This is a genomic window from Pikeienuella sp. (assembly GCF_046290545.1).
In the GTDB taxonomy this organism is placed as follows: domain Bacteria; phylum Pseudomonadota; class Alphaproteobacteria; order Rhodobacterales; family Rhodobacteraceae; genus Pikeienuella.
In genome coordinates this window covers 109,916-136,442 of record NZ_JBKAGV010000017.1, presented here as the reverse complement: position 1 = coordinate 136,442, position 26,527 = coordinate 109,916, and the positions used below count along the sequence as shown (strand labels likewise).

Sequence of the window (26,527 nt, the reverse complement as noted above, 5' to 3'; positions counted from 1 at the left end):
CGAGCCTCGCGCCATGACCGACCTCGCCCCCCTCATGTCCCGCTTCGCCGCCGCCGCCGAGGCGGGGGACGGCGCAGCGCTAGCCGCCTGCTTCACGGAGGACGGCGTCTATCACGACGTCTTCTACGGAGACTTCGCGGGCCGGGCGGAGATCGCCCGGATGCTGGAGGAGGTCTTCCATCGGGACGGAGAAGATTTCCGCTGGGACATGATCGACCCGGTGGCGGCGGGGGATCGCGGCTATGTCCGCTATCTCTTCTCCTACCGCTCGAAGCTGCCGGGCGCGGAGGGGCGGCGCGCCCTCTTCGAAGGCGTGGCGGTGCTCAGGCTCCGCGACGGCCTGATCGCGGATTACGACGAGGTGGCGAACGCCGCCACCGGGCTCTCGCTCATGGGCTTCGCCGACGCGCGCATCGCGAAATTCGCGGCGCGGCAGGCGTCGGCGCTGCTCGCCCGGCCCGAGGCGGCGCGCCACCGCTAGAAAAGCGCCGCCAGCGCCCCCGGAACGCTGACCCGCGAAAGCCAGCCCGCCGGAACCCCGCGCGCCCCGTCGCCCGCGAACGAGGCCCCGAGGATCGCCCCGAGCGGAATCGCCCGCCCGCAGGAATCCCCGCCCGCGCGGATGTTCGCCTGTGCGGCGGAGGCGAAGTCCGCCGCCGTCGCAAGCATTTGGAGGATTACGGGGAAGGCGACCTCCAGCTGGCAATGAAGCCCGAAATCCGCCGCGACGGCCTCCGGCGTCTCGCCCCGCCGCGCCAGCGCCGCCTCCGCCTGCGCGTCGATCCGGGCCGAGATCCCGCGCGCCGCCGCGGCGCAGTCCGCCGGCGCTGCGCCCTCGATCGCCGCGGCGAGCATGGCGGCGAAGGCCGCGCCCCATTCCGCTGCGTCATCCCGGTCATTCGTCACGCGCACCGCGCTCTCGACCATCCCCGGGAGCGCCGCCTCGCCGTGATGGCGCACGAGGAGCGGCGGCAGCTTCGAAAGCGCGGGGAGCTGCGCATCGTCCGCCCCGCAGGCGGAAAGCGGCGCGCCCTCCGCGGCGCCATCCATCGAAACGAGCACGGCCCGCGTCGGCCGGTCGATATAGCCGGTCCAGCCGCCGCCCGCCCCGAACGCCTCCCGGAACGCCCTCGCATAATCCTCCGCGTCATAAGCCCCCGCGCGCGCGAGGCTCGTCGCCATCGCCAGCATCTGCGCGCCGTAATGCGAGGGCTCGCCCGCCCGCTTGCCGCCATGCGCGAAGTAGCCGAGCGGTTTCCCCTCCGGTCCCGTGAAATCCGCCGCGTTCGGCGCCCTGAACTCCGGCGCCGCCCCGGCGACCTCCTCGATACGCCGCTGGTCATAGAGCCAGTGCAGCCCCATCGCCGCCGCATCCGCCGTCAGCGCCCCGAGGAGCGCGCCCGTCTTCCGGTCCATCCCGTCCTCCCGTTTCGGGCGGAGCCTGCGCGCGGCGCGCGCAATGCGCAAGATTGACGGGCGCCGCGGCGGCGTGGGACGAAATCCGGGGCAGGGGAGGATGGCCGCCATGCGGATCGAGGCGAGATGGCGGGCGCTGGCGCTCCTCTTCGCCGTCCGCGCCGCGATGGCCTTCCAGTTCCAGACGGTCGGCGCCCTCTCCCCCCTCTTCGCGGAGCGCTACGGCGTCGGCCTCGCCGAGATCGGCGTGCTGATCGGGCTCTATGTCGCGCCCGGAATCGTCTTCGCCGCGCCCGGCGGCGCGCTGGCCGGGCGGTTCGGGGACAGGCGGATCGTCCTCCTCGCGCTCGGCCTGATGGCCGCGGGCGGCGCGCTCGCCCTCGTCGCGCCGACATGGGAGCTGGCGCTGGCCGCGCGGCTCATCGCGGGAACGGGCGGGGTGATCGTCAACGTCGTCCTCTCGAAGATGGCGGCGGACTGGTTCGCGGGGCGGGAGATCGCGACGGCGATGGCCGTCTTCGTCAATTCCTGGCCCGTGGGCATCGCCGCCGCGCTCTCCGTCCTGCCGCTGGTCGCGGGGGCGGGCGGGCTCGGCGCCGCGCTCGGCCTCTCGCTCGGCTTCGTCGTCCTCGGCTTCGGGCTCATCCTCCTCCGCCATCGCCCGGCGCCGCGCGCTCCGGGCGCGGCGGCGCCGGCGGCCTTTCCGCGGGGACGGGCGCTCGCCGTCACGCTCATGGCCGCCTCGATCTGGGGGCTCTACAATGGCGGCTTCTCGATGGTGTTCAGCTTCGGCCCCGCGCTGCTGGCGGAGCGGGGCTTCGCCCTCGCCGCGGCGAGCGGGGCGACGAGCCTTTCGATCTGGGCGCTCTGCATCGCCGCGCCGCTCAGCGGCCTCGTCGCGGACCGGACGGGGCGGCGCGACCTGATGACGGCTTTCGGCCTCCTCCTCTTCGCGCTCGGCCTTCTCGCCGCGCGGGCCGGCGCGCCGCCCGCCCTCGCCTTCGCGCTGATCGGCGTCGCGGCGGGCATCCCTGCGGGAACGGTGATGGCGATGCCCGCCGCTGCGCTCCGGCCAGAGACGCGGGCGGCGGGGATGGGGCTTTTCTACGCGATCTTCTACGCCCTCTCCCTCGCCGCCCCGGCGATCGGCGGCGCGGCGGCGGAGGCGGCGGGAACCGCGGCGGCGAGTTTCGACGCCGGGGCGCTGATGATTCTCGCCTGCCTGCCGATCCTCCTCGCCGCGCGGCTGACGCTCAGGGCGAAAGGCGCGCCCTCAGCTCCCGGCGCATGATCTTCCCCGTCGCCGTCATCGGCAATTCCTCCACGAAGTCCACCGAGACGGGGGCGAGATGGGGGGAGAGCCGCAGGCGGACATGGGCGATCAGCGCCGCGGCGGTCCTGTCCCCGCCCTCGGCGCCGGGCGCGAGTTTCACGAAGGCGCGGATCGCCTCCGTCCGCACCGGGTCCGGCGTTCCGATCACGGCGGCGACGGCGACGGCGGGGTGGCCGGCGAGGCAGTCCTCGATCTCGGTCGGTCCGACCCGATAGCCCGAGGAGGTGATGACGTCGTCCGTCCGGCTGTCGAAGCGGAAGCGGCCCTCCGGATCCCGGCTCGCCTCGTCCCCCGTCAGCATCCAGCGCCGGCCGCCGGGCCCCTCGACGAAGCGCTCCGCCGTCTTTTCCGGCTGGTTCCAGTAGCGGAGGAACATGCCGAAATCCGGCGCGGCGACGGCGAGCTCCCCGACCTGCCCGACCCGCGCCTCCGCCCCGTCCGGCCGCAGCACGGCGACGTCATGGCCCGGCATGGCGAGCCCCATCGCGCCCAGCTTCGGGCGCATGAGCCGGGCGTTGTTGCCGATCACCATGTTGCATTCGGTCTGGCCGTAGAATTCGTGAATCGTCAGCCCGAACGCCTCCCGCCCCCAGTTGAGGGTCTCAGCGCCGAGCGATTCGCCCGCCGAGCCGAGCGCGCGGAGCCGCGTCTGCGCCGGGTTCGGGACGCGGCGCATCAGCTTCAGCGCGGTGGGCGCGAGGAAGGCGAGCCGCACCCCCTCCTCCGCCATCAGCGCGAAGGCGCGCTCCGGGTCGAACTTCGCCATCCGGTGCGCGACGAGCGGAACGCCGTGGAAGAGCGCGGGCGCCATCGCGTTCATCGAGCCGCCCATCCATGCCCAGTCCGAAGGCGTCCACATCACGTCCCCCTCATGGGGGAGGAAATCGTAGGCGATGCGCGCGCCCGTCACATGCGCCGCCAGCACGCGCTGCGCGTGGAGCGCGCCCTTGGGCGGGCCTGTCGTGCCGGAGGTGTAGGAGAGGAGCGCCGCGTCGTCCGGCCCCGTGCGCGCCACGGGCGCCTCGTCCTTCGCGCGGGCGAGGGTTTCGGGCAGGCTGTCCGCGCCTTCGCCCGCCCCCTCGACGCACCAGACGGCGCGGAGATCGGGGAGCCGATCCCGGATCGCGGCGACCTTGGGCATGTTCGCCGCGTCCGTCACGAGCGCCTTCGCCCCCGAGTCGCGGAGCCGAAATTCGAGCGCGTCCTCCCCAAAGAGCGTGAAGAGCGGGCAGATCACCGCCCCGCGCCGGATCGCGCCGAGCCAGACGATGAGCGCCTCGGCCGATTGCGGGAGGAGGACGGCGACGCGGTCCCCCGCCTCCACGCCCGCCGCCTCCAGCGCGTTGGCGAAGCGGGCGGAGGCGCGCCAGAGCGCGCGAAAGGGCCAGACGCGCCGCCCCTCCGCGCCGATGGCGATCAGCGCCGTCCGCTCCGGCGCCGCCTCCGCCCAGCGCCCGCAGATCAGCTCCGCGATGTTGTAGCGGGCGGGCGGCGCCCAGCGGAAGCCGGCGCGGGCCGCGGCCCAGTTTGTCGCCTCCGGCATCTCGGGGAAGGCGATCACTCCAGCACCTCGGCCTCGATCACGGCCGTTCCGGGCGGAAGGCCGAGCGCCTCGGCCGCGGCGCTGGAGAGCATCGCCTCCTTCGCCGCCCCGTCCCGCCAGAAGAGGCGGGCGACGACCGCCTCGCCGGTCTCAGGATTGCGGATCAGCACGCGCTCGAAGGCCGGGAGGTAGGGCAGCGCGACCCAGAGCCCGCCCGCCGTCGCCTCCCCGTCCCATTCGGCGGGAAGGTTGGAGATGCGGAAGGCGGCGCCGGGGGCCGGTTCGGCCCCGCTCTCCACGAGGACAGGGGCCGCAGCGGCCGGAGCTTCGACCGGCGGCGGAGCGACGGCCGAGGGTTGCGGCGCGAACGCAGGAACCGCCTCGCAGCCCGACAAGGCCAGCGCCGCCAGGATCGCCGCCATTCGCCTCATGCCCCGCTCCTTTCATCCCGCGCCGCAGCATCACGCCGCGAAGGCGCCGATTGCAAGCGGAGCGGCGCCGGCTTACCTTTCGTTCATGGTCCAGACAGCCCCCATCATCGACCCGTTCGGTCGCCCGATCACCTATCTCCGCGTGTCGGTGACCGACCGCTGCGATTTCCGCTGCGTCTACTGCATGTCGGAGGACATGACGTTCCTGCCGAAGCAGGAGCTTCTGACGCTGGAGGAGCTCGCCCGCGTCTCCAACGCCTTCATCGACCTCGGCGTGAAGAAACTGCGGATCACCGGCGGCGAGCCGCTCGTCCGCCGCGACATCATGAAATATTTCGAGGCGATGGGCCGCCGGCTCGGAGACGGGCTGGAGGAGCTGACGCTCACCACCAACGGCTCCCAGCTTCGCCGCTTCGCGAAGCCGCTGGCGGAGGTCGGGGTGCGCCGCGTCAACGTCTCGCTCGACACGCTGGACGAGGCGAAATTCGCGAAGATCACCCGCTGGGGCCGCTTCCACCAGGTGATGGACGGGATCGACGCGGCGGCGGAGGCGGGGCTGAAGGTCAAGATCAACGCCGTCGCGCTGAAGGGCGTGAACGACGACGAGATCCACCGCATGGTCGAATGGTGCGGCGCGCGCGGCTTCGACCTCACCTTCATCGAGGTGATGCCGATGGGCGACATCGGCAACGAGAACCGGCTCGACCAGTATTATTCGCTCCGCCAGCTCCGGGAGGACCTCGGCAAGCGCTGGCGCCTTACGCCGCTGCCGCTCAACACCGGCGGCCCCGCCCGCTATCTCCGCTGCGAGGAGACGGGCGGGCGGATCGGCTTCATCACGCCGCTGACGCACAATTTCTGCGAAGGGTGCAACCGCGTGCGGCTCACCTGCACCGGGCAGCTCTTCATGTGCCTCGGGCAGGAGGACGAGGCGGACTTGCGGGCTCCGATGCGCGCGCATCCCGATACGGACGCGCCGCTGAACGAGGCGATCCGCGCCGCCATCGCCCGCAAGCCCAAGGGCCACGATTTCGACTATTCGCGCCAGCGCGTCTCGGGCGAGGTCTCGCGCCACATGTCCCACACGGGCGGATGACGCTCGACGAAGCTCTGGCGAAGTATCCGGGCGCGGCGACCTTCCGCTTCGCAGACGGCGACCCGGGCCTCAACGCGGAGCTTCTTGCGCTCGTTCGCTCGGGCCTGAAGACGGCCACCTGTCAGGCGCTGTCCGTCTACGAATCCGGCGGGGAGACGGCGCCGGCGGTCGGGCGGCGCGACATTGCGCTCGGCTCTGACGGCGCCCCCGCGCTTGTGATCGAGACGGTTTCGCTGGAGACGCGTCGCTTCGACGAGGTGGACGAGAGTTTCGCCCTTGCCGAAGGCGAGAACGACAGCCTCGAAGGCTGGCGCCGAGACCATGAAGGATGGTTCCGCCGCACCTGCGGCTTCTCGCCCGACATGCTGCTCGTCTGCGAGCGGTTCCGCCTCGTGGAGGACTTCGGATGAGCGGCGGCGGCGTGAACGCGATTTTTTCATTCGTAACTCTTCCTTAAGTTGAGTATGCCTTCGTGATGACGCGAATCGTCAAGACCTGCGGCTCCTATTCCCGATCCGCCGAGGATCTGTTCGCCGATGCGCTCCACTGGCGCGATCTCCGGCAGGCGATGGACGGCCTCGCCATCTACGAGGGTCTTCCCGACGCGCCGGTGCGCGAGGGCGAGGATTTCGAGATCGTCATCACCTGGCTCGGTCGCCTTCCCGGCGGGTCGCATCGGATCAGGGTCGCGCGGCTGGACCGCGACGCGCGGAGCATCGTCTTCGCCGAATCGAATCCCAGCATTCCGCGCTGGGATCACGTTCTCTCCATCACCCCCCGGCCGGAGGGCGGCGCGATCTGGACGGACGAGGTCGTGATCGAGGCCGGGCGCAAGACCTTTCTGGTCTCCCTCTTCGCGGCCTACATGTACCGGCGGCGCCATCGCCGCCGCGGCGCCGAGGGCGTCTCGGTGCTGCACGAGGCGCATCCTTGACGAGCGTCGCGGAGATCCGCCTCCCCACCGCCGATCTTCATCAGGACCTCCCCTTCTTCGAGACGCTCGGCTTCCGGCTCGACCTGATCCACCCGGCGGACGATCCCGCCGTCGCCGTCATCTCCGGCCACGGGCTCCGCATCCGGCTCCAGCGCGGGGCGGCGGAGGCGCCGGGGACGATCCGTATCCTTACGGACGATCCCGCGCTTGCGGGCGGGGTTCGCGCGCTGCTCTCGCCGAGCGGCCACCGCATCGAGATCGCCCCGCCGGGGGAGGAGCTGCCCGCCCCGAAGGCGGAGCCCGCCTTCCTCGTCCAGCGGCTCAGCGACGGCGCGCCCTGGGTGATCGGACGGGCGGGGATGCACTACCGGGACCTTGCGCCCGGGAGGCTCGGCGGCGCCTTCATCGCAAGCCATATCCGCATCCCCGAAGGCGGGCCGGTGCCGGACATGGTGCATTTCCACGAGGTCGGCTTCCAGCTCATCTTCTGCCATGCCGGCTGGGTCGATCTCGTCTATGAGGATCAGGGGCCGCCCTTCCGCCTTCATGCGGGGGATTGCGTGATCCAGCCGCCGCGCATCCGCCACCGCGTGCTCCACGCCTCCGACATGCTCGAAGTGGTGGAGATCGGCGCGCCGGCCGATCACGTGACCCGGATCGACCACGCGATGACCCTGCCGACCGAGGCGCATCGCCCCGAACGCGTCTTTGACGGGCAGGTCTTCCTCCTCCATCGGGAGGCGGGGGCGGAATGGCGGCCGGCGGCGCGGCCCGGCTTCATCCATCGCGATACGGGCGTGGCGCGGGCGACGGGCGGGGTCGCCGCCGTTCATGTCCTCCGTCCCACGGGCGAGGGCGAGGCGGCGCCGCTCGCGTCCGAGGCCGACATTCATTTCACCTTCCTCCGCGCGGGCTCGATGCGGCTCGAAGCCGCCGGGCAGGCCCCGCGCTTGCTTGAGGCGGGGGACGCCTTCACCACGCCGCCGGGCCTCGCCACCACCTACGCCGCGCCGAGCGCCGATCTCGAACTCCTCGAAGTGACGATGCCCCGCGCCTGACGCGCGGCTGTCGCAAAGGTTTCACAATCGGGAACTGGTCGCGCCTCCATATTTCAACTATCCATGAAATATGGAATCGACAGCCGAAACCGACGCCCTCTCCGCCCTCGCCCATCCCGGCAGGCTCGCCGTCTTCCGCCTCCTCGCGCGGCGGGCGCCGGGCTCCGTTCCCGCCGGGGAGATCGCGGAGGCGCTGGGGCTGAAGCCCAACACGCTCTCGGTCCATGTCGCCGCGCTCGCCCGCGCCGGCCTCGCCACCTCCCGGCGGGACGGGCGGTCGATCCTCTACGCCGTCGATCTCGAACGGGTCGGCGCGCTCCTCGCCTTTCTCGTCAACGATTGCTGCCGCGGCCGCCCCGAGCTTTGCGCGCCGCTCGCCGCCCAGGCGCTCCGCCGCCTCGACGAAGGAACCGGAATCATGACCGACCGCATCTTCAACGTGCTTTTCATATGCACCGGCAATTCCGCCCGCTCGATCTTCGCCGAGGCGATCCTCGCGAAGGAGGGCGCGGGGCGCTTCCGCGCCTTCTCCGCCGGCACGCGCCCCTATTCGGAGCTGAACCCGGAGGCCGTGGCGGTGCTGAAGCGCCTCGGCCATGACATCTCGGGTCTCCGCTCCAAGAACGTTGAGGAGTTCCAGCAGGCCGATTCGCCGAAGATGGATTTCGTCTTCACCGTCTGCGACAGCGCGGCGAACGAGGAATGCCCGCCCTGGCCGGGCCAGCCGATCACCGCGCATTGGGGGATGCCCGACCCGGTGAAGGCCGTCGGCACGACGGCCGAGAAGGCGCTGGCCTTCACCGAAGCCTATCGCACGCTCCGCCACCGGATGACCGGCTTCCTCTCCCTCCCCGTGGCGACGCTGGACCGGATCTCGCTCCAGAAGCGGCTCGACGCCATCGGCCTGAGCGCCGCGACGGATGAGCGGCGGGCCGGATGAGCGCCGCGGAGGCGGAAGGCGGAACCGGCGGGCTCGGCCTCTTCGAGGCCTGGCTCTCGCTCTGGGTCGCGCTCGCGATGGCGGCGGGGATCGGGCTCGGCTTTCTGGCGCCCGGTCTCTTCGCCGCGCTGGCGGCGCTCGAATACGCCTCCGTCAACCTTGTCGTCGCCGTCCTAATCTGGGCGATGGTCTTCCCGATGATGGTCGGGGTGGACCCGGCCGCGCTCCGCCATGTGGCGGCGCGGCCGAAGGGGATCGTCGTGACGCTCGGCGTCAACTGGCTGGTGAAGCCCTTCACCATGGCGGCGCTCGGCGTGCTCTTCTTCCACCATGTCTTCGCCGGGCTGATCCCGCCGGAGGACGCGGATTCCTATCTCGCCGGGCTCATCCTCCTCGGTGCCGCGCCCTGCACAGCGATGGTCTTCGTCTGGTCCAATCTCACGAAGGGCGACCCGACCTACACGCTCGCGCAGGTCAGCCTCAACGATGCGATCATGGTCTTCGCCTTCGCGCCCATCGTCGCGCTCCTCCTCGGGCTGACGGAGCTCTCCGTCCCGTGGGAGACGCTGCTGCTCTCCGTCCTCCTTTATGTCGTCATCCCGCTCGCCGCCGGGCTTACGGTGCGCGCGCGTCTCGTGAAGCGGGGCGGGGAGGCGGCGGTGGCGGCGTTCAAGGAGCGGGTGAAGCCAGCCTCCGTCATCGGCCTGATCGCCACCGTGCTGATCCTCTTCGGCTTTCAGGGCGGGGTGATTCTCGACAGGCCGCTGGTGATCCTGCTGATCGCGGTTCCGCTTCTCCTGCAATCCTACGGCATCTTCGCGCTGGCCTATTGGGCGGCGAAGCTCTGGCGCATCCCCCACAAGGTCGCCGCGCCCTGCGCGCTGATCGGCACGTCGAACTTCTTCGAACTCGCCGTCGCCGTCGCCATCGGGCTCTTCGGCGTCAATTCCGGGGCCGCGCTGGCGACGGTCGTCGGCGTGTTGGTGGAGGTGCCGGTGATGCTCTCCCTCGTCGCCTTCGCCAACCGGACGCGCGGCTGGTTCCCCGCCTGAAAGGAGTCTCATGGCCCGCATCGCGATCAACGGCCTCGGCCGCATCGGCAAGCTCCTGCTCCGGGCGCTGATCGAGAACGGAACGCCGGGGGAAATCGTCCTCCTCAACGATCCGGGCGGGGACCCTGAGCAGCATGCCCTTCTGCTCGAGTTCGACAGCGTGCACGGCCGCTGGCCCGCCGCCTTGGCGCACGACGCGGAGAGTCTCTCCGTCAACGGCCTGCGGATGCGGCTGACGCAGGAGAAGCGGATCGAGGACCTGCCGCTGGCCGCGCTCGGCGTCGATCTCGTGCTCGACTGCACCGGGGTGTTCAAGACCGCCGCGAAGGTGGAGCCTTACTTTGCGGCGGGGGCGAAGAAGGTGGTCGTCTCCGCGCCGGTGAAGGATGGCGGCGCGCTCAACCTCGTCTATGGCGTGAACCACGATCTCTACGATCCGGCCGCGCACCGGCTCGTCACCGCGGCGAGCTGCACGACGAACTGCCTCGCGCCGGTGGTGAAGGTGCTGCACGAATCCATCGGCATCCGCCACGGCTCCATCACCACGATCCATGACGTGACGAACACGCAAGTCATGGTGGACCGCCCGGCGAAGGACCCGCGGCGCGCCCGCTCCGCGCTGACCAATCTCATCCCGACGACGACCGGCTCCGCCACCGCCATCACGCTCATCTACCCCGAGCTGAAAGGCCGGCTGAACGGCCACGCCGTCCGCGTGCCGCTCCTCAACGCCTCGCTCACCGATTGCGTGTTCGAGATGGAGCGGGAGACGAGCGCGGAGGAGATCAACGGCCTCTTCGCCGCCGCCGCCGATGGCCCCCTGAAGGGCATTCTGGGGTTCGAGACGCGGCCGCTCGTCTCCTCCGACTTCCTGAACGACCCGCGCTCGGCCATCGTGGACGGGCCCTCGACGATGGTGGTGAACGGCACGCAGGCGAAGGTCTACGCCTGGTATGACAACGAATGGGGCTACGCCCGCCGCATGGCCGACATCGCCCGGCTCGTCGGGGCCGGGCTGTGACCGCGGCGACGCGGCCCGCGGGGCTCCCGGCCTACATCGCCGTCACGGCGGCCTACTGGGCCTTCATGTTGACGGACGGCGCGCTCAGGATGCTGGTGCTCCTGCATTTCCACGTCCTCGGCTTCACGCCGTTCCAGCTCGCCTTCCTCTTCCTCCTCTACGAATTCATGGGCGTGGTGACGAACCTCTCCACCGGCTGGATCGCGGCGCGGTTCGGGCTGACCTCCACGCTCTATGCCGGGCTCGCGCTCCAGATCGGCGCGCTCCTGCTGCTCGCCGCGCTCGACCCGGAATGGGCGCTCCTCCTCTCGGTCGTCTATGTCATGGTCGTGCAGGGGCTTTCCGGCGTCGCCAAGGACCTCTCGAAGATGAGCGCCAAGAGCGCGGTGAAGCTCCTCGCGCCGGAGGGGGAGGGCGCGCTCTTCCGCTGGGTCGCGGCGCTGACCGGCTCGAAGAACGCGGTGAAGGGTGCGGGGTTCCTGATCGGCGCCGCCTCGCTCGGCCTCTTCGGCTTCGAGGCCTCGGTGATGGCGATGGCGGGGGCGCTCGCGTTCGTGCTGGCGGCGGTCGCGCTCTTCATGCCGGCGGGGCTGCCTGCGGGGCGGAAAGAGGCCAAGTTCCGCGAGGTCTGGTCGAAGGACCGGGACGTGAACCGCCTCAGCCTCGCGCGGATGTTCCTCTTCGGGGCGCGGGACGTCTGGTTCGTCGTCGGCATCCCTGTCTATTTCTACTCGGTCCTCTCGGACGGGACGGCGGAGGGGAACCGGGAGGCGTTCTTCCTCATCGGGGCCTTCATGGCATGCTGGATCATCGGCTACGGCGCGGTGCAGGGCTTCACCCCGGCGATCCTGAAGGCGAAGGGGAAGCCGCTGGCGGAGATCGTCAGGCTGGCGCGGCGCTGGGTCTTCGTTCTCGCCTTCATCCCGGCGGGGCTCGCCGGGCTCGCGCTGGTCGGGGGGGAGTGGCTGCCGGGCGCGGTCGTCGCCGGGCTCCTCGTCTTCGGCGCCGTCTTCGCGCTCAACAGCGCGCTCCATTCCTACCTCATCCTCGCCCTCTCCCCGGCGGGGCGGGTGACGATGGATGTGGGCTTCTATTACATGGCGAACGCGGTGGGGCGCCTCCTCGGCACGCTCCTTTCCGGCCTCTCCTACCAGGCCGGCGGCCTCCCGCTTTGCCTCGGGACGGCGGCGGCGATGGCCGCGCTCAGCTGGCTCGCGGCGCGGGGAATCGCGGGGTCGGAGCGCCCATAACCATGGTTATCGAGGCCAAGCGGCTGATTCCATGAGACAAAAGAGTTAACGCCCTCACCGCACGAAGGAAGGCAGCCAGAGCGAAAGCGCCGGGACCATGACCAGAAGCGCGAGCCGGAACAGGTCCGCCACCCAGAACGGCGTCACGCCGCGGAAGATGGTCGAGGTCCGCACGTCCGGCAGCACGCCCTTCAGCACGAAGACGTTGAGGCCGACGGGCGGGGTGATGAGGCTGATCTCCGTCACAACGACCACCACGATCCCGAACCAGACCGGATCGTAGCCGAGCTCCATCACCAGCGGGAAGAAGATCGGCACGGTGAGGAGGATCATGGAGAGGCTCTCGAACACCGTCCCGAGCAGGATGTAGATGACGAGGATGGCGAGGATCACCAGCCACGGCGTCTCCGCGAACTGGCCCGCGATCTCCAGCAACATTTGCGGGAAATCCGTCAGGTTGATGAAATTCGCGAACAGCAGCGCGCCGATCAGCACGGCGAAGAGCATCGCCGTCGTCATCGCGCTTTCGAGCAGCACCTCCTTCAGCGTCGTCCATGTCAGCGCGCCGCGGAAGAGCGCGAAGAGGAAGGCGCCCACGGCGCCGATCCCCGCCGCCTCGGTCGGGCTGAAGACGCCGCCATAGATGCCGCCCATCACGATGGCGAAGAGCGTCAGCACGCCCCAGACCGAGCGAAGGAGGCGGAAGCGCTCCGGCCAGCCCATACGCTCGCCCGCCGGGCCCTTGGAAGGGTCGCGGAAGGTCACCCAGCGCACGGCGGCGAGGTAGAAGAGGACGGCGATGAGGCCCGGGATCACCCCGGCGGCGAAGAGCTTGCCGATGCTCGTCTGCGTCAGGATGCCGTAGATCACGAGGATCACGGAGGGCGGGATCAGGATGCCGAGCGTCCCCCCCGCGGCGATGGAGCCCGCCGCCAGCCCGTCATCGTAGCCGTAGCGGCGCATCGAGGGCATTGCGACCTTGGACATCGTCGCCGCCGTGGCGAGCGAGGAGCCGCAGATGGCGGAAAAGCCGCCGCAGGCGACGACCGTCGCCATGGCGAGCCCGCCCTTCCGGTGCCCGAGAAAGGCGTTGGACGCGTCGTAAAGCTCCCCCGCCAGCCGCGCGCGGGCGACGAAATTGCCCATCAGCACAAAGAGCGGGACGACGGACAATTCATAGGAAATCGCCGCGTCGAAGGCGGTCTGCCCGACATTGGCGAGGGCGCCGCGCGTGGAGCCCACATACATCATCCCGAAAAAGCCGGTGACGATCATCGCGAAGGCGATGGGCACGCGCAGGAAGGCGAGGCCGAGCAGCGCGGCGAGGCCGATCAGGGCTTCGGTCATGTTTCCGCCCGCCTCCGCGCGCCGGTCGCCCAGGCGAAAGCCGCGGCGAGGCTGGCCAGCGCGGCCACGGCGCAAAGGGCGGCCATGGCGAGGCTGAACGGCCAGAGCGGCAGGAACAGCGCCTCCGTCACCTCGGAAAACCGCGCCTGATCCGAGGAGCGGACCCAGAGTCGCCAGGCGACGAAGCCGGTCGCCCCCGCGACAACGAGGTTGACGATCACGCCCTGAGCCCGCTTCACGAGGCCGGGCGTCACACCGTCCAGCAGGTCCACCGTCACATGCTCCTCCCGCAGGTTGGCGAGCGGCAGGGCGCAGAAGATGATCGCCGGCATGCAGAGCGAGACGAGCTCATAGGCGGAGGGCAGCGGACTGGAGAAGAAGTAGCGGCCGACCACGTCCAGAAAGGTGATGATCATCATGACGAAGAGCATCAGGCATGCGACGAGCGAAAGCGCCTTCGCCGGCGCCTCCGCAAGCCGCATCGCGGGGCCGGAAGCCGGCCCCGCGCCGTGTGCGGCTTCGCTCACTCAGTTCGTCCCGGCGGCGAGCTTCGCGGCCTCTTCCTTGAAGAAGGCGTAGATCGCCTCCCCGTCCACGCCGACGGCCTTCGCCTGCTCGAAATAATCGGCGACGAATTTCTCGTTCAGCTTCTCCACCTCGGAGATCAGCTCCGCGGGGGCCGTGACGATCTTGTTGCCCGCCTTCTCGGCCTCGCCGAGGCCCCAGGCGTTGATCTTGTCCCATCCCTCGCCGGCCAACCTCGCGAAGGCCTCGCCGGAGAACTTGTCGATCACCGCGCGGTCCTCGTCGGAGAGGCCGTTATAGACCTCCTCGTTGATCACGAGGAAATGCGAGGAGGAATAGAGCCCGCCGGGGATGTAGGTGGAATAGGGCACCAGCTCCGTGATCTTGAAGCTCGGCAGCGATTCATAGGGGAAGGTGATCCCGTCCGCCACGCCGGTGGAGAGGATCTCATAGCTCTTCGGCGCCGGCTGCGCGACGGAGACGCCGCCCCAGGCCTCGACCACCGCCTTGGGGATCGGGCCGCCCGTCCGCATCTTCTGCCCCGCCATGTCCTCCGGGGAGAGGATGTGCTTCTTCGAGTGGTGGATCACGCCCGGGCCGTGCGTGTTCATCCCGATGAGATGCGTGCCCTCGTAATAGCCCTTGTCGGCCAGGAACTTGTCATGCGTCCGCTGGAGCGCGATCGAGGTCGCCACCGCGCTGTCGCCGAGGAGCGGCAGCTCCGCGAAGAGATAGGCGGCGAAGCGCTGCGGCGCGTAGCCGTGGACGGTGAAGGCGACGTCCGCCTGCCCGGTGCGCACCGCGTCGAGATGCGCGGGCGGGGAGGCGACGGGCTTCGGCAGCCGCTTGAAGGTGATGCGGCCCTCGCTCTCCTTCTCGATCGCCTCCATCCACGGGATGTAGATCGCCTCGTTCACCGGGTGGGTCCAGGGGAGCCACGAGGAATAGGTCAGCTCCACATCGGCCTTCGCCGTCACGGCGAAGGAAAGCGCCAGCGCGCCGAGCGCGGCGGACTTGAGGATATTCATTCACGCCTCCTGTTGACGGGTCGCCGGGTTTCTCATTCCGCCGGCGTTATGGAGGCAAGTCTTACCGCCGCGCCGCAACAAGACAATGGGAATCCTGAGCGGAGGATGCGCCGGGGCGGGAGCCGGGCGCGGCCGCCGGCGGCGCCGACGACCCGGGGCCGCGGCCCCGGCGAACGGTCCCGCCGGAGCGATTTCCGGTCTGACAGGCCCGGTCAGACCGGAAAACGCGTCAGGCCCTCACCCCTTCTTCAGAACGCGCCGCCCGAGCAGCTCCGCGATCTGCACGGCGTTGAGCGCCGCGCCCTTGCGGAGATTGTCGGAGACGCACCAGAAGGAGAGGGTGTTGTCCTGCGTCGGGTCGGTGCGGATGCGGCTCACATAGGTCGCATAGTCGCCCACGCACTCGACCGGCGTGACGTAGCCGCCCGGCTCCCGCTTGTCGACGACGAGCACGCCCGGCGCCTCGCGCAGGATCTCCCGCGCCTCGTCCTCGTCCAGCTCGTCCTCGAACTCGACATTGATCGCCTCGGAATGGCCGACGAAGACAGGCACGCGCACGCAGGTCGCGTGGACCCCGATCTTCGGGTCGAGGATCTTCTTCGTCTCGGCGGACATCTTCCACTCTTCCTTGGTGGAGCCGTCCTCCATGAAGACGTCGATCTGCGGGATGACGTTGAAGGCGATCTGCTTCTGGAACTTCGCGGGCTCGACCTCCTGCCCCGGCACGTACATGCCCTTGGTCTGGTTCCAGAGCTCGTCCATCGCCTCCTTCCCCGCGCCGGAGACGGACTGGTAGGTGGAGACGACGACGCGGCGGATGCGCGCGCGGTCATGCAGCGGCTTCAGCGCGACGACCATCTGCGCGGTGGAGCAGTTCGGGTTCGCGATGATGTTCTTCTTCGCGTAGCCCATCACCGCGTCCGGGTTCACCTCCGGCACGATCAGCGGGACATCCGGATCGTAGCGATAGAGCGATGAATTGTCGATCACGACGCAGCCCTGTGCGGCCGCCCTCGGCGCGTAGGTCTTCGTCGGGCCGGAGCCGATGGCGAAGAGCGCGATGTCGAAGCCCGTGAAGTCGAACGTGTCGAGATCGCGCGTCTTCAGCGTCCGCTCGCCATAGCCGCATTCCTGCCCGAGCGATTTGCGGCTCGCCAGCGCGACGACCTCGTCGGCGGGGAACTCGCGCTCTGCGAGGATGTTCAGCATTTCGCGGCCCACATTGCCGGTGGCGCCCGCGACGGCGATCCGATAGCCCATCTTGTCGTCTCCTGAGAGGAAGCGCCGCGCTCATAAACCCCTTCGCGGGGGATGGAAAGATGCGGCGGTCCGAACGCCGCTTCCGCCGTTAGGCACGATAAGTGTAAAAGTGCATTGAAAATCAAGGCGGCGGCTGAAATGTTCCCGCCGATGCGGATTGTCGTGAATACGAACCTCGACCGGGACGAGGTGAATGCGGACGGGGGGTTGATGTCTCTGCGCGAGGCGATCCGCCTCGCGGACGCGACTCCGGGGGCGGACCAGATCGTGTTCGACCCGGCGGCCTTCGCGGGCGGCTTAAACCGGATCGACATGGAGCGGGTCTCGACCCTGCCCACAGCGGCGGCGACGACGAGCAACGCCTTCCGGATCACGTCGGGCGACGGGCTGACGATCAACGGCGATTTCGACGGAGACGGGCTCGCGGATGTCGAGATCTTCGGGGGCGGTCTCACCATCAATGGCGTCTTCTCCGTCACCCCCCATTTCGAGATCGCCGCCGGGGCGGTGGTCACGCTGGAGGCGCTGGAGCTGACCGGCGGCGGCATGGCCGTGCTCGCCCCGGCTGAGGACGGCGGCGCCGCGACCGGCGCAAACCGAAGCCCCGCAGGAGATGACGGGCGGGACGCTTACGGCTCGATCCTCAACGAGGGGACGCTGACGCTCGACCGGGTGCGCATCAACGACACGCTCGCCATCGCGCAGGACGGCGGGAATGGCGGGCAGGGGGGCGCAGGCGGCGCGGCGCCGGACGGATTCGACGGCACGGACGGCGCGCTCTTCGTCGTGGCGACCGCCGGCGGGGACGGTTTCGACGGCAACGAGGGCGCCGATGGCGGGCGCGGCGGAGCGGGCGGGAGCGCCGCCGGCGCCATCCTCAACCGCGGGGACCTCACCCTGATCGACAGCGCCTTCGGCCCGAACATGCGGGCCGAGGCCGGCGACGGCGGGAATGGGGGCAAGGGCGGCCGCGGCGGGAGCGGCGGCGACGGCGGAACCGGAGGCGACGGTTTCGTCGCCGTGGTCTTCAACACGAGCGCGAAAGAAGGCGGCGACGGCGGCTCGGCCGGGCGGCCCGGTTCCGGCGGCCGCGGCGGCGACGGCGGCGACGCGGCCGCCGGAATCCTGAACATCGGCGGGTCAGTCACCTTTGAAACGGCGCTGGCGCTGGACGATCAGGTCGCCCCGGTAATCGCGGGAACCGCGGGAGCCCTGGGCGGGGCGGGAGACCGGGGGACGGCCGGGTCGGGCGGCGACGGCGGCGAACAGACCTTTGGAGGGCGCGCCGCCAGCGGCTCGGCGGGCGGGCGACCGTTCGCCTTCAGCTCCGGCTTCCCCGGCGACCCCGGCGCCGCCTCCGACCTCGTCATCGGCGCCCCCGCGCCGCAAACCGCCGGAAACCTCGTCTTCGCCCGCGCCCTCGCGGAGGAGGCGACGGAGGGGGAGGAGATCGCCTTCGCCATCGGGCGGATCGACGCCTTCTTCTTCGGCATCCTCGATGTGGAATGGCGCGCTTTCGTCGGCGTCGGGGGAATATCCCTTGACGAGTCGGATTTCGCGGAGGGGACGGAATTCTCCGGCTCCGTCCGCCTTTCCGGCGCCAACAACGGCGCCGTGATCCGCCTCCCGACCGTGGTGGACGGCGCCTTCGAGGCGCCGGAAACGGTCGCCTTCACCATCGAGAGCGCGAGAATCCCCGGCGGAGATCCGCTGACAACGACCGGAACCGTCTCCACCCGCCTCCTCAGCGATTTCGCCGCCGACCTGGCGGAGGACAACGACCTCACCGCCCAGTTCGACGACGGCGACACGCTCGAAGGCGGGGGCGGGAACGACACCTTGCGCGGCGGGCCGGGCGGGGACCTTCTGCTCGGCGGCGAGGATGACGACCTGCTGCGGGGCGCGGGCGGGAACGACACGCTGCATGGCGGGCCCGGCGTCAACCGGATCGAGGGCGGCGCGGGGCAGGACGAAGCCGTGTTCGAGGGCGCCTTCGCGGACTACGCCGTCGTGGCGGCGGAGGGCGGCCTCCGCCTCTCCCGCGCGGGCGAGACCACGACCGTTCTGGAGGTGGAGACGTTCCGCTTCGCGGACGGCGCGCGGAGCCTTTCCGCGGTCACGCCTCCCGTTACGCCCCCCGTTACGCCCCCTGTGACGCCCCCTGTGACGCCGCCGGCGGAACCCCCCGTCACGCCGCCGTCGGAGCCCCCGGCCACGCCACGGCCGGAGCCCCCCGTGACGCCGCCCGTTACGCCCCCGGCCACCCCGCCCGCCGGGCCGACTCAGGGCGACGACGTGCTGACAGGAACCGGCGGGCCGGACCGGATCGCGGCGCTGGCCGGGGACGATACGGTCAGGGGCCGGGGCGGGGACGACACGCTGCTCGGCCAGCGGGGGGAGGACGTGCTCCGCGGCGGCGGGGGAGACGACAGCCTGAAGGGCGGCGGCCAGGCCGACCGGATGTTCGGCCAGGGCGGCGACGACACGCTGAAGGGCGGCGGCGGCGCCGACTTCATGAAGGGCGGCGGCGCTGCTGACCGGATCATCGGCGGCGGCGGGGCCGACACGATCGAGGGGAACAAGGGCGCCGACACGCTGACGGGCGGCGGCGGGCCGGACACGTTCCGCTTCAAGCCGGGAGACGGGGCGGACGTGATCCAGCGTTTCCAGCAGGGCGCGGATCAGGTCGAGTTCAAGCGCGGGGTCTCGGGCTTCGACGAGCTCCGGATCGAGCAGCAGGGCGACGACGTGCTGGTGACCTACACCCGTGGCTCGATCCTCTTCGAGAACCAGAACGCCGGCGCCTTCGGGGCGGAGGATTTCCTCTTCTGAGGACGCCGCGCGAGGCGAGGGGGACGAATGGCCGACATCATCGTCACGACGCTGATCGACGAGAACGACATGGGCGCGAGCGTGGGCGCGCCGGGGGGAACCGGGCTCTCGCTCCGCGAGGCGATGGCGCTGGCGGACGCGAATCCGGGTTTCGACCGCATCGTTTTCGACGAAGCGCTTTCCGGGACGATGAGGCTCGCCGGCCCCGCGCTCGGCATCGCCTCCTCGATGGGGATCTACGGCGACGGGCGGATCACGATCTCCGGCGATGTCGAGAACGACGACGTTCTGGTGAACGGCTTCACCGACATCCGCGCCTCCGACGCGGGCGATCTGGACGACAACAGCAAGCTCTTCTCGCTCGCCGGGGCGGCGGCCGGGCACTCCCTGACGCTCGACGGGCTGAACCTGACGGGCGGGCGGGACGGGAATTATGGCGGGGCCATCGACGCCTATGGCACGGACCTGACGATCCGCAATTCCAACGTGATCGGCAACGTCGTCTACAATTCCGCGAATGGCGGCGGCGCGATCTATACCGGCGCGGACCTGACGATCGTGAACAGCGTCTTCAGCGGCAACATTGTGCAGGACGGGTTGGGCGGCGGCGCGATCTTCGTGAGCGCGCCCGGCTCGCTCACGCTGACGAACTCGATCTTCATGAACAACGCCGCCTACAACCCGGAGGACAACGCAAGCGGCGGCGCGATCCACGCGCAAGGCGATGTCGCCATCAGCGGCGGCGAAATCGCCGACAACTACGCCGAGGGGACCGGCGGCGGCGTCTTCGTCGCCGGCGATCTCGTCATCAGCGGCGGCGCGGTCACCGGCAACAGGGCCGCGGGAGGCGACCCGGACAGCGATTTCTTCGACGCGAATTCCGAGCGCTATGGCGGCGGCGGGATCTTCGCGACCGGCGCGGTCACGATCACGGGCTCCACGATCAGCGGCAACGCGACGACTGGGAACGCAGCCCGCGGCGCGGGCGTGAAGGCTGAGGGCGAGATCACCGTCACCGGCTCCACGATCGCGAACAACACGGCGCAGGGAAACGCCGTCCACGGGGCCGGGCTTTATTCGAAGACCGGCGTCTCCGCGACCGATTCCACCTTCGTCGGCAACCGCGGCTACGGCTACGACACGCGCGGCGGGGCGATCCATTCGGGCGGGGACGTGACGCTCGCCAATGTCACCATCACCGGGAACGGCGCAGGAAACAGCGCAAATTCCGGGGGCGGGGTGTTCTTCGGCGGGATCGCGACGATCTCGAATTCGATCATCGTGGGCAATCCGGGCTCCTTCACCAATGATCTCGCGAAGAACAACTCCGCTCCCGATCCGGGGGACATCGTCTTCACGGGGCGCAACCTTGTCGGCGCGACGGCGGGCGATTTCGATACGACCGGCTTCGCGAATGTCGCGAACGCCGGGGCCGCGCTGCTCTTCGCGAGCACGGGGGTCTATGGCGGCCAGAGCTACGGGCGGCTGGCGGACAATGGCGGGGCGGTGATGACGGTCGCGCTCCGGGACGCGGCGAACAACCCGGCGCTCGACGCTTCGGGGGCCGGGGCGACGGCTTCGGGAGCGAACGGCGTGGCGGCGGCGGACTTCCCCGGTGTCGCGAATGGCGGGATTCGTGACCTCGGCGCCTTCGAGCTTGCGGCGCCGCCGCCGCCCCTGACGCCACCGGTCACCCCGCCCGTCACCCCGCCGGTCGAACCGCCCGTGACGCCCCCAACCACTCCGCCCGCCGGGCCGACCATGGGCGACGATGTGTTGAGGGGAACCGGCGGGCCGGACCGGATCGCGGCGCTGGCCGGGGACGATACGGTCAGGGGCCGCGGCGGGGACGATACGCTGCTCGGCCAGCGGGGGGAGGACGTGCTCCGCGGCGGCGGGGGCGACGACAGCCTAAAGGGCGGCGGCCAGGCCGACCGGATGTTCGGGCAGGGCGGCGACGACACGCTGAAGGGCGGCGGCGGCGGCGACTTCCTGAAGGGCGGCGGCGGGGCGGACCGGATCATCGGCGGCGGCGGGGCCGACACGATCGAGGGGAACAAGGGCGCCGACACGCTGACGGGCGGCGGCGGGCCGGACACGTTCCGCTTCAAGCCGGGAGACGGGGCGGACGTGATCCAGCGTTTCCAGCAGGGCGCGGATCAGGTCGAGTTCAAGCGCGGCGTCTCGGGCTTCGACGAGCTCCGGATCGAGCAGCAGGGCGACGACGTGCTCGTCAGCTACACCCGCGGCTCGATCCTCTTCGAGAACCAGAACGCCGCGGCGTTCGGGGAAGACGACTTCATCTTCTGAGGCCTCATGCGCTGCGGCTTTGCGCCGGCTGCGCGGCGAGGGCGCGGGCCGCCTCCAGCTCGGCGCTCTCCTCCTCCTCCGGGAAGGCGGAGAGCCGGTCGCGGAGCGCGGCCGCGGCCTCCTCGCGCCGCCCCGGCGTCTCCGCCAGCGAGAGGAGGGCGCGAAGCGAGAGGAGATGGGCGCCCATCGCGTCCGCCTCTTTCAGCGCGCGGAGAAACAGCGCCTCCGCCTCCGCAGGGCGTGAGCGGCGGCGGAGCACGCCCTTCAACCGGATGATCTCCGGCGCCCAGAACCGCTCCCCCGTCTCGGCGATGAAGCGCTCGGCCTCCGCCAGAACTTCCTCCGCCTCGTCCTTGCGCCCCTCCTTCGCGAGAAGCTCGACCGTCAGCGACAGGAGATAGGTGAGCCCGAGGCGGGAGCCGACCTCCTCCCAGTCCGCCAGTCCCTCCCGCGCATAATCGGCGGCCGAAAGGCCCGACTTCCTCTCGCCCCCCGTTGCGGCGAGGATCACCTCCGTCCAGCCGATCCAGAACTGGAAGCCGTGCTCGCGGGACATGGCGAGCCCCTTCGCCGCAAGCTCCCGCGCGCGCTCCCGGTCTCCGCAGAATTCATGGGTCCAGCACGCGAAACAGATCGAGAAAGCCTCGGAAAAGCGGTGCGACAGCCCGGAGGCGACCTTCATGGAGTCAGCAGCATAGGTGCGGGCGGCGTTCGGCCGCCCCTCCGCATATTCGACCCAGGCCATGTAGGCGTTCGCCGCGGCGCGGAAATCCACCACGTCGACCTGCCGCGCGAGCGAGTAATCCGCCTCGACGAGGCCGGAGGAGAGGACGGCGAGCAGCATCTCCCGCGCCTCCGTGAACCGGCCGGTATAGAACCGGATCGAGCCGAGGATGCGCCGCCCCGCCGCAAGGAAGATCGCGTCGCCCGCCGCCTCCGCCGCAGCGAGCAGCTTCTCCCCGCCCACCAGCGCCTTTTCGTAATCCGCGCTCAGCATGTGATAGCGCGACATGCCGTAATAGAGCGGCATCAGCTCCGCCGTCGCGCCGAGGCTGGTGGCGAGCGCCTCCACCCGGTCGTAGTTCTTGCGCACGCTGGCATGGGCGTAGCCCCGAAGCGTCTGGAGCGGGACGCCATAGGCCATGCGGATGTCGAGCTCGAGCCGCCGGCGCCCGGGGTCGTCCGGCATGTCCTCCAGATGTTCGAGCGCGGCGGCGAAATGGCCGATCGCCTCGCGATGGGCGGAGGCGTCGAGCGCGCGCTGGCCGGCGGCGAAGGAGAAGGGCGCCGCCTTCACCGGCGCGCCGCTGGCGAGATGATGGCGGGCGATGATCTCGGGCTCCAGCTCCCGCGATCTCGGATTCGCCTCCAGCGCGGCGGCGATGCGCGCATGGACCCGGTGGCGCGAGGATTTCAGCATCGAGCCATAGGCGGCGTCCTGCACCAGCGCATGGCGGAACTCGTATTCGACATCGGGCGGGAAGCCGAAGCGCTGGAGCAATTCGGCGTCCACCAGCTTGGCGAGCGCCGCCTCCAGCTCCCCGTCCGGGTCGCCCGTCACCTCCGCGAGCAGCGAGTGGCGGAAGCGCCGGCCGATGGCCGCGGCGATCTGCGCCACCTCCTTCACCGTCGCCAGCCGGTCGAGCCGGGCCATGAGCGAGTTCTGCAGGCTGTCCGGAATCGCGAGCGGCGGCAGCGGGCCGGTGAGGCGGTATTCCGCCGCCGTCTCCTGCATCAGCCCGCTTTCCAGCACCATCTTGGTCAGCTCCTCGATGAAGAGCGGCACGCCGTCCGTGCGCTGGACGATGGTGGATACGACCTCTTCCGGCAGAGGCTTCCGCGCGACGAGGCCGATCACCTCCCGGCTCTCGACCCGGCTGAGGCGGTTGAGGTTGAGCGTGGAGAGATGGCTCTCGTCCCGCCAGCCATGGTCGAAACTGGGCCGGAAGGTGAGGATCGTCAGGCAGCGCCGGCGCGCCGTCTCGGTGATCCACTGGTCGATGAATTCGAGCGTCGAGGGGTCCGCCCAGTGCAGGTCCTCCACGAGGAGGAGGAGCGTCCGCCCCTCGCCCGCCTTGTCGATCATCGCGGCGCAGGCGGCCTGGAAGCGATGCTTCACCACCGAGGCGTCGGCCGCCTTCGTGTAGCGCCCGCCGAGGTCCACGCTGAGCGTGGAGGCGAGCGGCGGCATGTAGATCTCCCGGTCGAGGCCGAGATCGTCCACCAGCGCCTCCAGCTTGTCGAGCCGGGCCGCATCCGGCTCGCCATCCGCGAAGCCCGCGCGGCGCACCAGCTCCCGGATCAGCGGCCGGAAGGCGGTGGCGGTGTGGACTGCGGCGGCGAAGAGCTTCAGCTCCGCGAAGTCCGGCTCCCGCCGCAACTCCTCCAGCAAGGTCTCCACCACGCGGGACTTGCCGATGCCGGCCTCCCCCGTCAGCAGCACGGTCCGCCCGTCGCCGCCCGCGGCGCGGCGCCAGTTCTGGCGCAGCACCGCGATTTCCCCCTCCCGCCCGACGAGCCGGGTGCGGGAGCCGGGCGCATCGGGCTCGCGCTCCGCCCGTTCGGCGAGGACGACATAGCATTCGAGCGGCTGCGCGACGCCCTTCAACCGCTTCGGGCCGAGCGGGGCGAAGACGAAGTCGTGGCTGACGAGCCGCCACGTCGCCTGGCCGATCACCACCTGGCCGGGCTCCGCCACCGCCTGGAGCCGCGCGGCGACGTTCGGCGTGTCGCCGATCACGCCCTGCTTTTCCCGCAGCGCGCCGGCGCCGACGTCGCCGACCACGACGAGCCCCGTATTGATCCCGATTCGCGCGGAAAGCGGCGCGGCGAGGCCCGGGAACCGCCCGCTGAGGAAGGGCACGGCGGAGGCGATTTCCAGCGCGGCGCGCACGGCGCGGGCGGCGCTGTCCTCGTAATCCACCGGATAGCCGAAATGCGCGTCGAGCCCGTCGCCGACCAGCTTGGTCACCGTCCCGCCCTGCCGCTCCACCGCCTCCGCGCAGATCTGGCGATAGGCGGCGAGAAGCTCGCGCAGCATTTCCGGGTCCACGCTCTCGGAGAGCGCGGTGGAGCCGACGAGATCGGAGAAGAGAACGGTCATCTGCCGCCGTTCCGCCTCCCCCGCCAGGGTCAGCGCGTCGGGCGCCGCGGGAGGCCGAGCGGCGGCTGACGCCCCTGCGGGGACGCCGCACATGTGGCAGAAGCGCGCGTCGGGCGGCAATTCGGCGCCGCAGCCCGCGCAGACGGGGGCGAGCGCCGCGCCGCACAGATGGCAGAAGCGCGCTCCCGCCACGGGCTCCGCGCCGCAGGCTCCGCAATCGGGTCGTTTCGACAAGGCCATCCCCCGACTTCCCGCGGGAGATGCTTAACGCATCCGCGCCGCCCGCGTAAGTGGCGGGAGGCGTTCAGGCCGCTTCGGCTTTTTCCTCGGCTCCGGCCGCGGGCAGGGAGACGATGACGGAGAAGAGCGCGCCGCCCTCGGGCGCCTCCGAAACTTCCACCGAGCCGCCCATCATCTCGAGCAGCGACCGGGTGATCGAAAGGCCGAGCCCGACGCCGCTGGCCGCGCCGCGTTCCGCCGCCTCACCGCGCTCGAAGCGCCGGAAGATGCGGGCGCGCCAGGCTTCGGGAATGCCGGGGCCGGTATCGGCCACTTCGAGCCGGAGCGAAACGATCGCGCCGCTCCGCGCCGCGGAGAGCCCGATCCGGACATGGCCGGCTTCCGTGAATTTCAGCGCGTTTCCGATGAGGTTCACGGCGATCTGCCGAAAGGCGAGAGGGTCGCCGGTCACGAGGCCGCTCTCGGCGACGCCTGAATCGCGCAGGGTCAGGCCCTTGCCCTCCGCCTCGGGCCTCAGCATGGCGATGACGGAGAGGAGCTCCGTCGACGGGTCGAACGGCGTCTCCGCGAGGCGCCGCGCGCCGCCTTCCATCCGCGCCATTTCAAGGATGTCGTTGATGAGCGCGAGCTGATGGCGCGCCGAGGTCATCAGAACGTCGATCAGGCGGCCGCTTTCGGCGTCTCCCGTCCGGAGGCGCAGAAGCTGGGCGATGCCCATGACGCCGTTCATCGGCGTCCTCAGCTCGTGGCTGACATTGGAGAGGAACGCCGTCTTGGCCCGGTCCGCCGCCTCCGCCTCGAAGAGCGCGCCCTGGAGGCGTCCGGTCGCCGCCAGCATCCGGCGCGTGACGAGCCATCCCGCCAGCGCCGCGGCGAGGAGCGCGGCGAGTACGGGCGGAAGGAGGTTTCCAAGAATGTCCGCGCCCGAGGCCGGCGGCTCCCAGACGATCCAGGCCAGCGGCGCCCCGGCCGGATCGGGGACGATCAGCCCGTCCAGACCGTCTCCGGGCGCGGCGTCCGAAAGCGTCGCGCCGGAAATGAGGAACTTCTCGCCGAGCGCTTGCAGCAACTCCGGCGTCAGCTTGCGGCCGGAGACGAATCGCGGCGTCTCGGCATCCGTCACGCCATCGAGCGCGCCCTCCGTCGGCGTCATCCGGATCGCCGCCAGCAGCCAGACTTCGCCGCGCGACCGCACATAGAGCGTGAGCGCCTCGCCGAACGCCTCGGGCGCCGCATCGAAGGCCTCGTTGACGACGGCCAATGCCTCCGGGTCGAGAAGGCCCGGGGTCGGCTCCGCGCCCGTCTCTTCCGTCCAGCCATATTCGACGACTCCGCCCGGCTCGAAGATCACGAAGAGATCCGCGATCGTCCCTTCGCCGTCATAGACGCCGGAGCCCATGTTCTCGGCCAGCCACGGCCAGTCCCTCGCCCGCGCCGCCTCCCATGAAGCCGTCCAGACCGAATAGTCTTCCGTCGTCACGGAGAGGCTGACCTCCAGATCGTGGACACCGCCCCAGATCATCCGCTCCGCGCTGGTCTTGCCGAGATCGTCATAGGCCGCCGCCATCCAGAAGACCGCGACGAGCGCGCCCGAGACGAGCGCGACGAGCGCCGCCGCCATGAGCAGCGCGAGCCGCCTGGCGGCGACGAGTGCTGACGGCCTTGGGTCTCGCTCGGACGACATGGATATCCCGCGTGAACTCAGGACATATGGAGTCGCAATCGCTAACTTACGTTTAAATGCCGTCCCGGCGCTGGACAATCCTCCGGCCGAAACGGAAACTGCCGGCAATGCGACGCGGCGGTGC

Annotated in this window: 21 protein-coding genes; 12 read left to right on the top strand and 9 right to left on the bottom strand. The window is 70.5% G+C overall.

The features are described from left to right. The first annotated feature begins 13 nt into the window (after positions 1 to 13). Positions 14 to 481 (top strand): nuclear transport factor 2 family protein, encoded by a 468-nt coding sequence (locus tag ACE37J_RS17175; RefSeq protein ID WP_409713255.1) that lies wholly within the window; start codon positions 14 to 16, stop codon positions 479 to 481. Here the strand turns inward: ACE37J_RS17175 and ACE37J_RS17170 are convergent. Continuing rightward, positions 478 to 1,416 (bottom strand): ADP-ribosylglycohydrolase family protein, encoded by a 939-nt coding sequence (locus tag ACE37J_RS17170; RefSeq protein ID WP_409713252.1) that lies wholly within the window; start codon positions 1,414 to 1,416, stop codon positions 478 to 480. The genes ACE37J_RS17175 and ACE37J_RS17170 overlap by 4 nt on opposite strands. A 109-nt stretch (positions 1,417 to 1,525) precedes the next feature. Here ACE37J_RS17170 and ACE37J_RS17165 point away from each other — a divergent pair, with 109 nt between their 5' ends. Next, the gene (locus tag ACE37J_RS17165; protein WP_409713249.1) at positions 1,526 to 2,707 is read left to right on the top strand and encodes an MFS transporter; all 1,182 of its coding nucleotides are present in this window, start codon (positions 1,526 to 1,528) and stop codon (positions 2,705 to 2,707) included. Here the strand turns inward: ACE37J_RS17165 and ACE37J_RS17160 are convergent. Further along, the gene (locus ACE37J_RS17160) at positions 2,670 to 4,310 is read right to left on the bottom strand and encodes an acyl-CoA synthetase (RefSeq protein ID WP_409713246.1); all 1,641 of its coding nucleotides are present in this window, start codon (positions 4,308 to 4,310) and stop codon (positions 2,670 to 2,672) included. The genes ACE37J_RS17165 and ACE37J_RS17160 overlap by 38 nt on opposite strands. Beyond that, positions 4,307 to 4,723, bottom strand: a complete 417-nt coding sequence (locus ACE37J_RS17155) for a hypothetical protein (protein WP_409713243.1) — start codon at positions 4,721 to 4,723, stop codon at positions 4,307 to 4,309. The genes ACE37J_RS17160 and ACE37J_RS17155 overlap by 4 nt, the downstream gene beginning before the upstream one ends. Before the next feature lie 85 nt (positions 4,724 to 4,808). Here ACE37J_RS17155 and moaA point away from each other — a divergent pair, with 85 nt between their 5' ends. From moaA to arsJ, 8 genes are all read left to right on the top strand, one after another. Further along, a complete protein-coding gene (gene moaA, locus ACE37J_RS17150) occupies positions 4,809 to 5,819 on the top strand; it encodes a GTP 3',8-cyclase MoaA (protein WP_409713240.1) in 1,011 nt (336 codons plus the stop codon). Continuing rightward, positions 5,816 to 6,229: an ASCH domain-containing protein gene (locus ACE37J_RS17145; RefSeq protein ID WP_409713238.1), complete on the top strand. Its 414-nt coding sequence runs from the start codon at positions 5,816 to 5,818 to the stop codon at positions 6,227 to 6,229. The genes moaA and ACE37J_RS17145 overlap by 4 nt, the downstream gene beginning before the upstream one ends. 65 nt (positions 6,230 to 6,294) lie before the next feature. Further along, positions 6,295 to 6,753: a hypothetical protein gene (locus ACE37J_RS17140; protein ID WP_409713235.1), complete on the top strand. Its 459-nt coding sequence runs from the start codon at positions 6,295 to 6,297 to the stop codon at positions 6,751 to 6,753. Continuing rightward, positions 6,750 to 7,811, top strand: coding sequence for a cupin domain-containing protein (locus tag ACE37J_RS17135; RefSeq protein ID WP_409713232.1), 1,062 nt, complete (start codon positions 6,750 to 6,752; stop codon positions 7,809 to 7,811). Before ACE37J_RS17140 ends, ACE37J_RS17135 begins: the two co-directional genes overlap by 4 nt. Positions 7,812 to 7,881: 70 nt before the next feature. Continuing rightward, entirely contained in the window at positions 7,882 to 8,751 is an 870-nt protein-coding gene (locus ACE37J_RS17130; RefSeq protein WP_409713229.1) for a metalloregulator ArsR/SmtB family transcription factor, read from the top strand. Next, entirely contained in the window at positions 8,748 to 9,803 is a 1,056-nt protein-coding gene (arsB, locus tag ACE37J_RS17125; protein ID WP_409713226.1) for an ACR3 family arsenite efflux transporter, read from the top strand. The genes ACE37J_RS17130 and arsB overlap by 4 nt, the downstream gene beginning before the upstream one ends. A 10-nt stretch (positions 9,804 to 9,813) precedes the next feature. After that, positions 9,814 to 10,824: an ArsJ-associated glyceraldehyde-3-phosphate dehydrogenase gene (locus ACE37J_RS17120; RefSeq protein WP_409713223.1), complete on the top strand. Its 1,011-nt coding sequence runs from the start codon at positions 9,814 to 9,816 to the stop codon at positions 10,822 to 10,824. Then, a complete protein-coding gene (gene arsJ, locus ACE37J_RS17115; RefSeq protein WP_409713220.1) occupies positions 10,821 to 12,074 on the top strand; it encodes an organoarsenical effux MFS transporter ArsJ in 1,254 nt (417 codons plus the stop codon). The genes ACE37J_RS17120 and arsJ overlap by 4 nt, the downstream gene beginning before the upstream one ends. Before the next feature lie 54 nt (positions 12,075 to 12,128). Here the strand turns inward: arsJ and ACE37J_RS17110 are convergent, their stop codons facing one another. From ACE37J_RS17110 to ACE37J_RS17095, 4 genes are all read right to left on the bottom strand, one after another. Continuing rightward, on the bottom strand, positions 12,129 to 13,421 hold the full coding sequence (locus ACE37J_RS17110; RefSeq protein WP_409713217.1) for a TRAP transporter large permease: 1,293 nt from the start codon (positions 13,419 to 13,421) through the stop codon (positions 12,129 to 12,131). Next, entirely contained in the window at positions 13,418 to 13,948 is a 531-nt protein-coding gene (locus ACE37J_RS17105) for a TRAP transporter small permease (RefSeq protein ID WP_409713214.1), read from the bottom strand. Before ACE37J_RS17105 ends, ACE37J_RS17110 begins: the two co-directional genes overlap by 4 nt. Further along, the gene (locus ACE37J_RS17100) at positions 13,949 to 14,974 is read right to left on the bottom strand and encodes a TRAP transporter substrate-binding protein (protein ID WP_409713211.1); all 1,026 of its coding nucleotides are present in this window, start codon (positions 14,972 to 14,974) and stop codon (positions 13,949 to 13,951) included. 237 nt (positions 14,975 to 15,211) lie between these two features. After that, complete coding sequence (locus tag ACE37J_RS17095; RefSeq protein WP_409713208.1) at positions 15,212 to 16,234, bottom strand: aspartate-semialdehyde dehydrogenase; 1,023 nt, start codon at positions 16,232 to 16,234, stop codon at positions 15,212 to 15,214. A 150-nt stretch (positions 16,235 to 16,384) separates the two neighbouring features. On the opposite strand from ACE37J_RS17095, the gene ACE37J_RS17090 reads away from it, so the two are divergent. Next, positions 16,385 to 19,066 carry a calcium-binding protein gene (locus tag ACE37J_RS17090; RefSeq protein WP_409713205.1) on the top strand — a complete coding sequence of 894 codons (2,682 nt, stop codon included), beginning with the start codon at positions 16,385 to 16,387 and terminating at the stop codon, positions 19,064 to 19,066. A 27-nt stretch (positions 19,067 to 19,093) separates the two neighbouring features. After that, the gene (locus tag ACE37J_RS17085; protein ID WP_409713203.1) at positions 19,094 to 21,376 is read left to right on the top strand and encodes a right-handed parallel beta-helix repeat-containing protein; all 2,283 of its coding nucleotides are present in this window, start codon (positions 19,094 to 19,096) and stop codon (positions 21,374 to 21,376) included. 4 nt (positions 21,377 to 21,380) lie between these two features. Here ACE37J_RS17085 and ACE37J_RS17080 read toward each other — a convergent pair whose 3' ends face one another. Beyond that, positions 21,381 to 24,713, bottom strand: coding sequence for an ATP-binding protein (locus ACE37J_RS17080; protein WP_409713200.1), 3,333 nt, complete (start codon positions 24,711 to 24,713; stop codon positions 21,381 to 21,383). Positions 24,714 to 24,783: 70 nt separating this feature from the next. After that, complete coding sequence (locus tag ACE37J_RS17075) at positions 24,784 to 26,403, bottom strand: ATP-binding protein (RefSeq protein WP_409713197.1); 1,620 nt, start codon at positions 26,401 to 26,403, stop codon at positions 24,784 to 24,786. Between the last annotated feature and the right edge of the window lie 124 nt (positions 26,404 to 26,527).

Bases quoted from the DNA above. Each gene is read 5' to 3' on its own strand.
- ACE37J_RS17100 (WP_409713211.1), bottom strand. From the start codon at position 14,974: ATGAATATCCTCAAGTCCGCCGCGCTCGGCGCGCTGGCGCTTTCCTTC.
- ACE37J_RS17165 (WP_409713249.1), top strand. From the start codon at position 1,526: ATGCGGATCGAGGCGAGATGGCGGGCGCTGGCGCTCCTCTTCGCCGTC.
- ACE37J_RS17140 (WP_409713235.1), top strand. From the start codon at position 6,295: ATGACGCGAATCGTCAAGACCTGCGGCTCCTATTCCCGATCCGCCGAG.
- ACE37J_RS17145 (WP_409713238.1), top strand. From the start codon at position 5,816: ATGACGCTCGACGAAGCTCTGGCGAAGTATCCGGGCGCGGCGACCTTC.
- ACE37J_RS17110 (WP_409713217.1), bottom strand. From the start codon at position 13,421: ATGACCGAAGCCCTGATCGGCCTCGCCGCGCTGCTCGGCCTCGCCTTC.
- ACE37J_RS17085 (WP_409713203.1), top strand. From the start codon at position 19,094: ATGGCCGACATCATCGTCACGACGCTGATCGACGAGAACGACATGGGC.
- ACE37J_RS17095 (WP_409713208.1), bottom strand. From the start codon at position 16,234: ATGGGCTATCGGATCGCCGTCGCGGGCGCCACCGGCAATGTGGGCCGC.
- ACE37J_RS17075 (WP_409713197.1), bottom strand. From the start codon at position 26,403: ATGTCGTCCGAGCGAGACCCAAGGCCGTCAGCACTCGTCGCCGCCAGG.
- ACE37J_RS17130 (WP_409713229.1), top strand. From the start codon at position 7,882: ATGGAATCGACAGCCGAAACCGACGCCCTCTCCGCCCTCGCCCATCCC.
- ACE37J_RS17155 (WP_409713243.1), bottom strand. From the start codon at position 4,723: ATGAGGCGAATGGCGGCGATCCTGGCGGCGCTGGCCTTGTCGGGCTGC.
- ACE37J_RS17170 (WP_409713252.1), bottom strand. From the start codon at position 1,416: ATGGACCGGAAGACGGGCGCGCTCCTCGGGGCGCTGACGGCGGATGCG.
- arsB (WP_409713226.1), top strand. From the start codon at position 8,748: ATGAGCGCCGCGGAGGCGGAAGGCGGAACCGGCGGGCTCGGCCTCTTC.
- moaA (WP_409713240.1), top strand. From the start codon at position 4,809: ATGGTCCAGACAGCCCCCATCATCGACCCGTTCGGTCGCCCGATCACC.
- ACE37J_RS17090 (WP_409713205.1), top strand. From the start codon at position 16,385: ATGCGGATTGTCGTGAATACGAACCTCGACCGGGACGAGGTGAATGCG.
- ACE37J_RS17175 (WP_409713255.1), top strand. From the start codon at position 14: ATGACCGACCTCGCCCCCCTCATGTCCCGCTTCGCCGCCGCCGCCGAG.
- ACE37J_RS17120 (WP_409713223.1), top strand. From the start codon at position 9,814: ATGGCCCGCATCGCGATCAACGGCCTCGGCCGCATCGGCAAGCTCCTG.